The organism is Thermoplasmata archaeon (genome assembly GCA_038729465.1).
In the GTDB taxonomy this organism is placed as follows: Archaea; Thermoplasmatota; Thermoplasmata; order Thermoplasmatales; family ARK-15; genus JAVRLB01.
Map to the genome: position 1 here is coordinate 57,608 of JAVYRZ010000001.1, position 13,655 is coordinate 71,262.

Consider the following 13,655-nt stretch of genomic DNA (forward strand, 5'->3'; position numbering starts at 1 on the left):
CATAAAGTTTTTTATAGTAGAAATCATATGGGAACAATACGCCCTTATAGGTGATTGATAATGCGATTAGGTAAATTTAATATATCGAGCGGTGGACTAAATAAGTGGAAAATAGTTTTGTTGTTGGCATTTATCATTGGGCTTGCATTTTTTTTAAGGACATACTATACTTTGCCAGTAGCAATTCAGAATGCTAGCAATGGATGGTTCTCAGTATCTGGTGGCGCAGATTCATATTACCACGAGAGAGCAATATCCTATATATTAACCACGCATCATCAATTATTAGAAGATACAATGCTTAATTATCCGGTTGGATTAATGGATCCAAGACCTCCATTTTTCGATTGGTCAGTGGCATTATTCGGATACGCACTTTCACCCTTTTTTGGATTTAATATTAACTTAGCGACAAATTATGCTTTGATTTTAATTACATCGATATATGGCGCATTGATAGCCATACCAATGTACTTAATAGGGAAAGAGGCATTCAATAAGAGGGTTGGAATTATATCTGCATTTTTAATTGCTATCAGTGCAGCTAACATGACCAGAAGTATCGCTGGCTGGGGTGGCTACGATGATGTAATACTATTTTTTGCGTTACTAACATGGTACTTTTTCTTGAAAGCACTTAAAAGCGTTAAAAAAGATGTCTGGATTGAAAGCTGGTTTAAATGGTCAAGCATCAAAATTGGGGCCAAGAAATTTTTCTCTGAAAATCATAATACGATAATTTACTCTGCACTATCTGGTATAAGCTTGGGAACAGTGGCCCTGATGTGGCAGGGGTTCTCTTATGTAGAGGTAGTTATTTTAGTATTCTTGATCATACAGGTTTTCATAAATAGATTTAGAAATGTTTCATCTTTTCATATATTAATGATATCTCTAATATTTGGATTATTTGCATATCTGCCATCTTTACCATGGTATGTTGTTGATAATGCTGTATCTCCATGGTACAATGTTCCATTATACTTATTAATATTTACTATCTTCGTAACGATTTTTATGGAGTTAACTTCTAAATATCCTTGGACTTTAGTTTATCCTTCGGCAATAGCAGCAATCATAATAATATATGTCGCTGCATCTTTTATTGACCCTTCTCTGATACATTTCATAGTGAGCGGGCAAGGATACTTTATAAAAAATAGATTATACTCTACTATTGCAGAGGCACAGCCACCAACGCTTTCAGAGTTAATAATGAGCGTAGGAGTTGGAGTGTTCTTCCTGTTTGTTGGTGGATTCTTATATATGATATACAAAGCTAGAAAAGCATTAAATGATTATTATATATTTTTCATCATATTTTCTGCAGTTTCAGTTTATATGGCTTTTTCAGCTTCGAGATTCATTATAAATGGATCCCCTGGATTTATTATTCCTGCCGCATTTGCTCTTGATATAATTATCACAAAATTCAACTTTGGACAGATAAAAAAAGATTTCAAGAACATGTCACATTTAGGATTTACAGGATTTAAAAAGAGCGTAAAATGGAGCAAGGTGGCAGTAGTAGTATTAATAGCAATCCTGGTAATATTTCCGAATGTATGGAGCGCCATGGATGCTGCGATACCGCTCACAAACGATTCACAATACAATAAACAGATCTACGATGCAATGCCATCAGTTTTGAGGCCAGCTAATTACACATCACCATGGTATATAGGCGCATTTGGATCTTATTTGCCTCTATCCACAGATCCTTTAACCAGGGCTGAAACTTGGTTGTCAGAACAGAACACCAATCTATCTATGGAGGACCGGCCCGCTTTACTTTCTTGGTGGGATTATGGATTTCAGACAATAGAGCAGGGACAGCATCCAGTAGTAGCAGATAACTTCCAGGATGGCTATCAGGTAGCTGGGCAATTTTTACTTGCTCAGAACGAGAGCCAGGATATAGCATTATTAATAGCGAGAGTACTGGACGGAAATCAGCAAGTAGCTGTGAATGAAAAGCTAAGTACCACATTCACCCCTCAAATCGAGCAGATTTTGGTAAATTATTTAGGTGCCAAGGAGGTACAAAACATTCAAGACTATTATAATTATAACACAAATCAAAAATATTTAAGTACTATACTGGCCAACCCTAGCATTTATGGAGTTTACGCTAACAGCATATCGTCACAGAATATAAAATATATAATGATTTCTGGAAGTCTAGCCAGTAACTATTCAGAAAATACTTTGGTAAATCTATACAGTGCACTTGAAGCTGCTACTGGTTATGATATCTCATATGTACTTATTGATTCTGCTATGTTTCCTTTTTCCGGAAATGATACCGGCACTTTTTATGCACCAGCAACATTAACGGACAGAGATATTTATAGTATAGATGGCAATGATATCCCATATACATATTATAATTTAACAGCAATAAACGCGAGCGGTAATACTTTTCCTTTAAATAACATTCCAGCTGATGCAGCTATTGTGGGTTATAATATCTCTTATACTCCCGCATTTTACAACACTACTCTTTACAGGCTATTCTTGGGATACTCTGGCAGCGAGGTTGGAGCAACGCAGGGGTTACCAGGTTTGTCTTCAAATCTGGCGTATTATCCACCAATGCAGGGATGGAACATGACACACTTTGAGGTTGTTTACAAGACAGCTTTCTGGAATCCTTACAAAAATTATCAGAATCATACCTCTGCCTGGAAACCAGTTTCTCTTCAGCAAGCTTATTATTACCAACAAAAAGGTATAGGAACTGTGGATTTAGAGCCTCCTGCAAATCAGACACTAGTAAATGATGTGGTAATTGATGAATATTATCCAGGCGCGATCATAAGCGGCAAAGTGACTTTACCTGATGGAACACCTTTAAGTAATATTATGGTAACGCTCTATGATCAATATGGAATTCCACATAATTATACTTATACAAATTCTCAGGGATATTATACCATTTATGCAGTGGCAGGAAACGACACTTTAAAGTTCACCACAGATGGCGGCCTAGATAAACTTTTGTTGGATGATAAAACAACGCTATCCTCTATCACTCTGAATATTTCTCAGGATCAGGCAGACAGAATACCCACCGCACTTAATGCATCTGGTGTACCTAATTATTATATTACCAAGAATTTAGTGGTTCCGTCATCTAATGTAGATGGTGTAGTATATTATAATGTATCGGGTATACAAAAAGATGTTTCTGGAGCAGTAGTTCATTATTATAACAGTACTTATGGATTATACTATAATGCTACAACAAGTAGTAATGGGTACTATTCAATTACAAATGTTATCCCACATACTTATCAGATTGCAATTACTGTAGATAAAAATACCTACAATGTCTCAAAAACAGAGACTGTAAGTATGGGAAATAATGTTACTTTAGATCTGCCACTCTTACCAGACATATTAAAGGGGGAAATAATAAATACCAATACACCTTCTTTGGCATATCCAATACAGATAACAAATACTAATAATGTGACTGAAACAGTATACAGCAGTGCTAATGGATCATATTCTGCAATTTTAGTGCCTGGGAACTATACAGTATTCATAAATCAACCATACATTAAATCTTATCCATATACAGTATCTTTTAAAAAGTGGAATACGTCATTGCACCAAAATATTACAGTATCTAAATTTTATAGAGTATCGGGGATGATATCTGGATCCCCAGTGATACCAGATAATGCTTTTATAAGCTTTGCTGATACCGCATCACCGCAAAATATTGAATCAGTGCACAGCAATGCTACTGGCCAATATATCACTTATTTACCAGGTGGATATTACAATATTTATGCCCAATATACTTATGATAACATTCACTATTCATATATTAAATCAATTTATATCGGTGGGAACACTACATTAAATTTGACATTATCAAAAGCATATGAATTTTCAGGGTATACATTATTAAACTATTCAAAATTAGGAAATGCAACAGTATCTATTTCTAACAATGGTAATTTTATAAACATATATTCAAACAATACAGGATATTATTATATATACCTACCTTCAGGAGAATATAATATAGGAGTGGTAGGATTTAGTTCTAGTAAAACTCCATATTCTTACTATTTCTCTCTAAATATTACAAATAATGAGTTCGTTAACGTATCTTTAGAATCTACAAGTACATATAGTGGAACAGTTTACAATGCAAATGGCGAGAATAACAATATTATTTATGGGGCAATAATAATGAATGGATCAAATGGCCCTACTTATGAAACCTATATCTCACAGAATAACCAGTTTTCAATATATTCACAATCAAATTTCACAGTTTCAGTAATGTCCCCAAATTATGTTCAGAAAACTGTAGAATATTCAGGTAAGAACATATATGTTTATCTGCTGCCTAAAAATATTACGTTACAAGGAAACATATCCTATATTAATAATGTATCTTATTCAGGAATATTGACAGTCAATTTTAATAAGGGAGTAAATACCTATTCAGTTACAACAGATAACAAAGAATATTCAATCTCCCTTGCGCCAGGTACATACAATATATCGTTCTATGCAAATAATTTAATGCCGCTATCAAAAACTAAGAGTGTAACTATTTATTACGGTAACTCTACGCAGACACTAAATTTAAATGTAGCAATGTTTGCAAATGTCAGTATCAGTCCAACTTTAGCATATAGTCTTTGGTTTGATACTAATGGAAACATTGTGAATACAGGAGCGACAACTAATTTGATGGTAGGTAGCTATACATATTATTCATATTCAGATGAATATGCTACAATAAACAATATTACAATAACTCAAAACTCAACTTATTATTTACAGCCAACTAAAGCTTATAATGTAACAGTTAATGTGATAGGCCCTGCAATTGAGTTTCCACTAACTGTGTCTTCAAACACATTTAAATTTATAATTCCCATAAATGGTTCTACATCATTAAAATTACCTACGGGAACTTTTAATATATCAATATATTATGTAAATTATGAGCAAGGCTATTACTATAGTTATAGTGGATATATCATTACAAAAGTTTCTGGAAATGTGTCTATAAATATATTATTGCACAAGAGCATTGCCGTTGGAACATTGCAGGGAAAGGTATCTATTAATGGCAATTTGATGCCATACGTAAATATCAATTTTATATCTTCGGAAAATCCTAATGTTTCATATACTGCTTATTCTGTTTCTAACGGTACATACCTCTCTAAATTACCATATGGATCGTATACGGTATATGTAAATTATGTCTATAATAGTATTTATTATGCATCATTATCAAACATAAATATATCATCACAGAATTCAGTTTTAAACATAACCTTGACTAAAGCATATTATATCTCCGGAATAGAAACAATAAAAGGAGTGCCGGTAAATGTACCTATAAATGTTACATTACAGAATGCAATATTAAGGGTAACTACTGTTAACGGTACATACACGCTGATCATCCCAGCTGGATCATATACATTCCAAGCAGAAATCGCAAAGACAGAATATAATATGTCTGTTTCTTATTCTTTAAATGAAACATTTTATATAAATAAAAATGAAAGTATAAACTTACAATATATGAGAAATAATATAACTAATATTGCGGAAAATACAATTACTCCTTTGCAGACAGTATCACCTAATACAAATGTTACTTACCAAATACAAATATCTAATAGTGGAAATACCATGGAAACCATACAGTTAGAAACCCTTAACAGCAATTGGAAAAGTACTTTCAGCATGAATAATTTCAACATAACCCCTAACTCATCAGAATTACTAAATATTACAATCAAAGTACCGCAATCTGCCACTTACGGAATAAATAGCGTTTCATTCAGAGCTGTTTATAGTGGAAATTATACAAATTTTGCAATAAATGTGAATGTAACAGCTTATTATAATACAACAATAAAATTCGATGCCAAGAATACTACTATGTACTCGAACACCCTAGAAATACCAGTTATAATATATAACAATGGAAACACTTTACAATCTTATAATATATCCATACTGAACAAATTACAGTTAAGAGGTCTTGGATGGAATTCAACATTATATTATAATAACATAACTTTAAATGGATCAATATCAATAAAATCTCAGAGCTATATCACCTTAATATTAAAAAACGTACCAAATTCTACTTTAGTGACTAAAAACATTACAATCTATGTCACAGCTGCAGATTCTGCAAAAGCATATACTGCATCTTATTCTCCTCCATTGCCCACTATGAAGACAGGATCTATCTCAATAACAAATCTAAACTACAAGGGAATACCTTCTGCATTTGATACCACTTTGCTATTGATCGCTATAATAGTTGTAGCTGCAGTATTTATTTCAATTATAATATTCATCAGGGTGAGAAAATGAGAGCTAGATCTATTATTATACTACTTATCTCTGCCATACTTCTAGCTACTGTATATTCGGTACCTCTAACAAACGCGAGTGCTGTCAATGTTACAATCTCTGGCCCGTCACTGGTAGGAACAAATCAGACAATTGAGTATAAAATAATAGTTAACGGATACTTTAAAGATTATGGATATCATTTATTTTTATCTGGCGAAAATCTGGTAGGTGCACTGCCAGTTCAGGAAATAACTGCATATTCTAACAGCACCAACATATTTTATACAAATATTACATTTCCGAGCCAGCCTCAAACAGTGTATATAATGGTGCAAGGAATTGGTGGAGTAGATAATTCAAATGTGACAAATACTGCTGAGTATCCTGTAAAGGTAGTATATCCTGTAATATTTACTGCTAAAGTATATAATAGTGCGGCAATTAAATTATACAATATACCTGTTAGTTTCTATTTTGATAACGTGTACATTGGAAATAAGACCATATATGAGATCAATCCAAATTCTAGTGCGGAAACTAATTTTTCTTGGATAGTTTCTTCGGTGGGCAGTGGGCAGCATACTGTAAAATTTGTAGTGAATTCTACATTCATATATTTTAATAATGGTCAAAATAGCTATCAGTATCAGATATATATTGGTAATCCTCCCAATTATAGCTGGGTATGGGACTTATTTATTATTGTCGTAGTTTTAATAGCCGTATTGCTCTTCTTGTTTTCAGCAGGATCTAAAAAGAGATTGCCAACTCCAAAATGGAAAAAATAAAATTTTCATTTTTTATTATTTTTTTCTTGAATTTCAATAGCTTGTTTTATAGATATCTTACCACTTAAAACTTTTTTAGCTAAAAGTCTTGATATTGTAATTTTACCATCACTAAGCATACGACTTTTTTTCTGAATTTCGGTAATCCCACCATTTTTATAATGAATGGGCTGTCTTTCAGAAACTACAGTGCCATTTAAAAAGGCAATTTTTCTAGCTGAAACAATATCATTTCTTTTATATTCAGAAGTATTTTTCTCATCAACAATCTCCAAAGCAAAAATTTCTATTAATTGATTTATAATATTATTTCTATTTATAATATCTCCACTGCCAATTTTTATTTTAAAATTTAAGAATTTATAGTCTTCATATATCTTTTTGATTGTAGATAATATGTTATCAATTATAATTTTTTCTTCTAATACAAATCCATCACCTACAACTACCATGCCAGGGACAGGTCCTGGATCTATGCCAATGACAATATTCAAAAAAGCATCTTTGTCAAATATATAAGAAGCTGCAGTTCTGATACATTTTTCCACATCATTAATATCACAGTGTATTACGGTATCAAAATTTATTGTTTCCGAGCTTGAGCATAATATAGCAGATATATTTTTTGGGATATTTTCAGCAGAATCTAAGATCAAAAAATTAAATTGAAATTGTTTAATGCTTTCTAACAGTCTGAAAAAAAGTCTAGAGTCTTTTGTAAATAACCCGATCTGTTTTGTTATCATGCCACAGTACCTCTCTTATAAAAAAATATTTTCATAAACTCTTTTTTAAAAATATAAAAGTTTGCAAAATATTTGATAAATAAAGCGTTATTTTTTAGAAAAGCATAAGAGAGATTATTTCCAAATATTAATTGGATAATCCAATTGTCTTCTTGGTAATTGAACCTTTTTTGGAAGGATATGTATCTGTGCACAAACACAGCTATTCAATACTTTTATATAAAGAATACTCTGCTCTTATTTTGTGATCAAAAATTTAAAAAGACAACTCTTAGGCACTAAGATGTTAATATAAAAATATAAGAAATTAATTTTTATATTTTTTATATGCCTCCATTACGTATTCTATAAAGTTCTCTTCAGGATATGCTCCAATAAATTGTACATTTTCATTAATGACAATGTGCGGAACGCTCTGCACACCGTATTTATCTGCTCTATCTGGAAATTCAATAGATTCTACCATCTCTCCAGTAATATTCTCATTATATTGCGCAAATTTATGTGCAACTCTGACCGCTTTAGGGCAATAGGGGCAGGTAGGTGTAACAAATACCTGAATTTTTATTGGTTTGTCCACTTCATCTAAATGCTCTAATACATGATCATTAAATTCTAATTTTCCAGACGAGATACTTATCACATCTTCTATAAGTGACGAAAATTCATATCCAGCAGGGATACCAGTATATCTTATTCTGCCCCCCATTGACTCTTTTTCATCAGTTATAATGGTTGTAGGTGAAAACTCAACATTAAAAGTTTTTGCTTTAGGATCTTTAAGATTGTAATTTTCAACAGAGATCAGACTAGATAACTCCCCCAACTCTTTTGTGATTTCCAATGTTTCATTGCAGTATTTACAATCTGGAGAATTGTCAGTAAACACAACTATCTTGACTTTGTCTTTTAGATCTTTTTCAAACTGCTCTTTTAGGTATTTTTTATCTTCCTCGCTAATTAATGATGCCATAAATATACACCTTTCACACTCTAAAATAAGCTCCTCTATATATAACTTTCTAATTTTGTATTATATATAATTTATACAATATTAAAGAATGGTTTTATTAAGGTTGTAAAAAATATTTTTTGTAAAGATCTTCAAAAAGCAAAGGTGCCACATTATATACTTTTTTTAACATCTCCAAAGCTAAAGCACGAATTTCCCACTGTGCCGATTTATCTGCTCTTAAACTTATAAAATACCGTAATTCCCTGCCGTTCATTGTTACAACTATTTTTGTTTCTACGGCTTGAGTCAATAAAAAACGAGCATCTTCTCTCTTAATTTTAGCATTTATCATCTTTTTATATAGTTCAGTGGTCTTAGAAATAAGATCATATGCTTCATCTCTAAATTCGCTTTTAGATACACTCTCTGGTAATATATAGGTTGGGTCTAAAGGAACGTATCTCTGGCTCTGCTGAGTAAACGATGCCAATCTATGTCTAATTAACTGGTGAGAACATACCCTAGAGATTCCTTCTATCCTAAATGTAAAACTGACATGCTCGAAAACACTTTCATGGCCTAAAGATTTTAGTAGCGCTATTAAATTTTTTACTTTTTCATTATCGAGATCTTTAAAATTTTTAGAATGTGAAATAGAACCGCTCTCAGCTGCAATATAGTCTGGACCCTTGCCAGAAACGCTCAATAATTCTTTATATTGCGAGGCATAGTCTGTGTAAGCTATTAAATCCACCACTAATCCTTTAGATCCTTCATATATAACTGACATAAGAATCAACTTAATATTAACTCTTATAATTTAAAATTTTCTATTATTTAGTGAGACAATTTTTGGCAAGAAAATAGAAGAAATAAGATAAATTATTTTTATTAATATTACAGATAAGGTTAATATTTGTAAAATCCTATATAATAAAAACTAAAAACAGTTAATACTTAGTCAAAGCAGTAAAAATAAATGCCATGAAATATTAAAAAGTAACCTCTTTAATTACTATGTTGAAAACATTAACTAAAGAACTTATTTTGCATTTGAAATAATCATACATTAAATCAAATACTAAACGTGAATAAAAAAGAAAAATAGTTTTGTGAGAGAACTTATGCAAATCTAATGTATGCAAATGCTATTATTACTACAGCTGACAATATAAAAGCCACTCTAACCCATTTATCCATTTCTTTTCTTATTAATGGGATTATTAATAATATAAACGATAAAAGTGTAGTTCCTAAAGAGTATATTATAACTGCAACTTCTAACAAAGTGTTGTTGGCACCACCAATATTAGCAGCATAAAATACAGTACCAATCCACATCAATAATAGACTTATTAAAATAGACAGAATAACTAATGAATCGTTGAATAGCTCTGCTATTCCAATCTTTATCTTTGGGTAATATTGTGGCATTGGTTGCTGTAAAGACGGTTGCGAAGAAGGTATATTACCAGCCTGGCTTGGCTCTTGAGGCGGATATTGAGGATAACTAACCATATTTATAACCTCTCAAGAGGTAATAATCTTATCAATAGATAATCTTTTCCATTTTTAGACGGTATCAAATCTTCGTTGACAAGTGAATATTATTTCATTATGCCGAAGCCATAGTTTTTATCTTGATCATTTAATTTGCATCGTTTTCGAAATATGTGAGTTATGTTAATTGATAATCTTCTCAATATTTTTCAACGGAGAATTGATAAATCTCATTTTTAGTAATAGATCAGGATTATGAAATTGTAATCTAAAAGAAAGTGTCATTTACACTATATTTTATATTTATCATTATTACAAAATAAAAATTGATAATTTATCCTTTAAATATAGTAAAAATTACGCATAATACTCGTACTTATGTTTTAAATACAATACAGGGCAAGAATAATAGAAAAAAGAGATATTAGAGTTGTTTAGAAATATTAAAATAGAAATTTTTCCATAAGATATGCGTCTCTTGACCCACGATAACTCATAGAATAAAAATTTTTTAGGTTATCTATTATCTTATAATTATGCTTTTCATAGAATTTAATAGCTTTTCGGTTATGTATTCTTACTTCTAATACCGATCTTTTAACTCCTTCTTTCATCATAATTTTTTCATATTCTTTGAGCAAAATAGTTCCTATTCCAGTCCTTTTTGCGCTAGGAATTATAGCTATTGACTCAATTTCTCCAAAAATATCATCTACTTTTATAAAACTTATATATCCTAATGGAATTTGGTTTTCATATATTAATGTCATAGAATTTTTTTGAGAAAGCATATTTTTTAGTTCATTGGTACTATACGCAAATTTATTAAAAGATGCTTTCTCTATTTTTCTAACAAGTCTAAGATCATTGATATTTGCAATTCTAATATTCATAAAAGAGAAGAATAAATATTTCATATATTTAACTTTTCAATTCTCATAAGTCTTCAGGATTATAAAGTTGCAATTTAGAAGAAAGTGTCATTTACACTATATATTTATCATTAATTACAATAATGTAAAAATTAAGTATAATACTAATTCTTTATTTAACTTAGCTTCATAATAATGGTCATTTACCAATTCTCAAGATATATCATAATTTAGGTGTCATAAAAAAGGTATTTGACCGCGATAACATGACGGTGTTATCGTGAGAGTCGGATATGTGGTCGATCTTTCTCTTGACACTCGAGGTCGTCTATGAGGTTGACCACTTCTTCATCTCGGCACAGTACCCTGAAACAAGGGTGAATAGAAGTTTGTCGAGATTTACGGCCCTATAATCTCTCACGAACCCACTTAATAAGGTGGGGAAATGATAATTGGATGTACATAAGGATTTGGTATACGTGACAAGGATGGAAGAAGATGGAAAAATAATAGAAGAGTGTGAAATGGAGAACAATGAAGAATCCCGGAACAAGTTTGTTGTAAAATATCTGCTTGAAATGCCAGGAATAGCACTTGAATCATCAACAACAGGTAAATATGTGGCGAAATTGTTGAGAAATGCAGGAATTGAACATTCAGGAAAGCATAAAATTAATATCTTCAAAGAGGTTTAAATCACTGTCAAGTAAATCTTTTTCATAGAAGATATTAGATAAAAAAATTTGCCGTATTTTCAAGCTTTCAAAAGACGACGTATGAGCTAAAATTTAGAAATATTAAAATATAGGTATGTGATAACATCTCACTATGGAAAACCTTAATGTGGTGATAAAAAATGGAAGACGACGGTGATAGTGACGGCCACCCAAAAGAATTTTTAGTAAATAGATCATTTTATAAAAAAATGGTATATGAGGAAATCCAAACTTTTTTAAAAGATCAAAATGTAAGGAATTTATATAGCTATTTTGAACCTAACTTTATTTTTAACGATAAAACAGAGTTTAATGATAATGAATCGAAAGAGACTTTTTTTAAGACAAGCAATAATAATTTAAGCTATGATTTTTCTTTGCAATATAAGATCAATAAAGAGGCAATTTACGCTATTTTTAGTTTAAGTGCAAATAAAAATAAAGTTACAAAATCATTAGGCACTTTAAAAGATAATGTAAAAATATACAATAAAAAAGATGTATCTGAAACAGGAGTCATGTATATGAAAAAGTTAGAAGATTTTATGTTAGAGGATATCAAAGTAAAAACTTATAATAATTTATCTAATTCCCAAAGTGATATCAGTAATTTTTCAAGTGAAGGTATAATCAAGCCTTATGAATTAGAGACATATTATCCAGACCAAAGTTGGGTAGATTCAAAATTAGAGAAAGCAGTGATATTAGCTGAAGGAGTTTATGATACATCTAACGGTAAAACTGCTCATGGATTAGTTAGATTTACAAAAAGATATGATATTATAGGGTTAATAGACTCTAAATTTGCAGGAAAAGATGCTGGGGAAGTACTGGATGGAAAATTTAGAAATATACCTATACGCGCGAGCATTAAAGAATTTTTAGATGATCATCCTGACACTTTAATTGTAGGGGCTGCTACTGATGGAGGTTTACTTCCAAAAGAGTACAGACCTTACATTATTGAAGCTTTAAAAAATAAAATTAGCGTAGTTTCTGGGCTGCATGAATTTTTAAGTGAAGATCCTGAGTTTAAAGAAATTAGTGAGGCTAACAAGGTCAAGATCACAGATGTCAGAAAGATGTTTTTACATAAATGTGATTTTTTTACAGGTGAAATTGAAAAAGTAAAAGCTAAAAAAATTGCAGTATTAGGAACTGACAGTGCAGTAGGTAAAAGGACAACATCTGTAATGTTAACAGAAAATTTGAACATGGTAGGGCACAGTACAATTTTTATAGGAACCGGGCAGACTGGATGGATGCAAGGAGCAAAATACTGTGCGTTAATAGATTCTATGATCAATGATTTTGTTGCAGGTGGTATTGAAACAGAAGTAGTAAAGGCTTGGAATGATAATCATCCAGAGTTTATAATAATTGAAGGGCAGGGGGCAATATTGCATCCTGCATATCCAGGAGGATTCGAAATTATAGCGGCCGGTAGGCCTGACGTGATAATATTGCAGCATTCTCCAAAGAGAAAGTACTACGATGGATTTGAGAATTATCCTATCCATGACATTGATAAATACATAAAAGTAATAGAACTATTATCCGGAAAAAAGATTGCAGCAATAACACTTAATACTGAAAACATGGCGAAAGATGAATTAGAGTACTATAAAAAATACTATTTTGAGAAATATGGGATTCCTGCAATTGCACCTTTATATGAAGGAACAAGTGAATTAGTAAAAATACTGGAAAAAACAGATTAA

General features: G+C 31.3%; 9 protein-coding genes. 4 read left to right on the forward strand and 5 right to left on the reverse strand.

The genetic code is table 11. The features are described from left to right. Positions 1 to 60: 60 nt before the first annotated feature. On the forward strand, positions 61 to 6,375 hold the full coding sequence (locus QXQ25_00285) for a hypothetical protein (protein ID MEM0160147.1): 6,315 nt from the start codon (positions 61 to 63) through the stop codon (positions 6,373 to 6,375). Beyond that, positions 6,372 to 7,145, forward strand: coding sequence for a CARDB domain-containing protein (locus QXQ25_00290; GenBank protein MEM0160148.1), 774 nt, complete (start codon positions 6,372 to 6,374; stop codon positions 7,143 to 7,145). Before QXQ25_00285 ends, QXQ25_00290 begins: the two co-directional genes overlap by 4 nt. A 5-nt stretch (positions 7,146 to 7,150) precedes the next feature. On the opposite strand, the gene QXQ25_00295 is transcribed toward QXQ25_00290, so the two are convergent. The 5 genes from QXQ25_00295 to QXQ25_00315 all read right to left on the reverse strand — a co-directional run bounded on the left by QXQ25_00295 (position 7,151) and on the right by QXQ25_00315 (position 11,239). Then, the gene (locus QXQ25_00295; GenBank protein MEM0160149.1) at positions 7,151 to 7,801 is read right to left on the reverse strand and encodes a hypothetical protein; all 651 of its coding nucleotides are present in this window, start codon (positions 7,799 to 7,801) and stop codon (positions 7,151 to 7,153) included. A 397-nt stretch (positions 7,802 to 8,198) separates the two neighbouring features. Beyond that, positions 8,199 to 8,864, reverse strand: a complete 666-nt coding sequence (locus tag QXQ25_00300; GenBank protein ID MEM0160150.1) for a thioredoxin family protein — start codon at positions 8,862 to 8,864, stop codon at positions 8,199 to 8,201. 97 nt (positions 8,865 to 8,961) lie between these two features. Then, a complete protein-coding gene (thyX, locus tag QXQ25_00305) occupies positions 8,962 to 9,636 on the reverse strand; it encodes an FAD-dependent thymidylate synthase (protein MEM0160151.1) in 675 nt (224 codons plus the stop codon). A gap of 332 nt (positions 9,637 to 9,968) precedes the next feature. Beyond that, positions 9,969 to 10,364: a hypothetical protein gene (locus QXQ25_00310; GenBank protein ID MEM0160152.1), complete on the reverse strand. Its 396-nt coding sequence runs from the start codon at positions 10,362 to 10,364 to the stop codon at positions 9,969 to 9,971. 425 nt (positions 10,365 to 10,789) lie between these two features. Beyond that, a complete protein-coding gene (locus QXQ25_00315; protein ID MEM0160153.1) occupies positions 10,790 to 11,239 on the reverse strand; it encodes a GNAT family N-acetyltransferase in 450 nt (149 codons plus the stop codon). A gap of 467 nt (positions 11,240 to 11,706) precedes the next feature. Between QXQ25_00315 and QXQ25_00320 the strand changes: the two genes are divergently transcribed. Both QXQ25_00320 and QXQ25_00325 read left to right on the forward strand, forming a co-directional pair. After that, positions 11,707 to 11,913 carry a hypothetical protein gene (locus QXQ25_00320; GenBank protein ID MEM0160154.1) on the forward strand — a complete coding sequence of 69 codons (207 nt, stop codon included), beginning with the start codon at positions 11,707 to 11,709 and terminating at the stop codon, positions 11,911 to 11,913. Between the two features lie 161 nt (positions 11,914 to 12,074). Next, positions 12,075 to 13,655 carry a DUF1611 domain-containing protein gene (locus tag QXQ25_00325; protein MEM0160155.1) on the forward strand — a complete coding sequence of 527 codons (1,581 nt, stop codon included), beginning with the start codon at positions 12,075 to 12,077 and terminating at the stop codon, positions 13,653 to 13,655.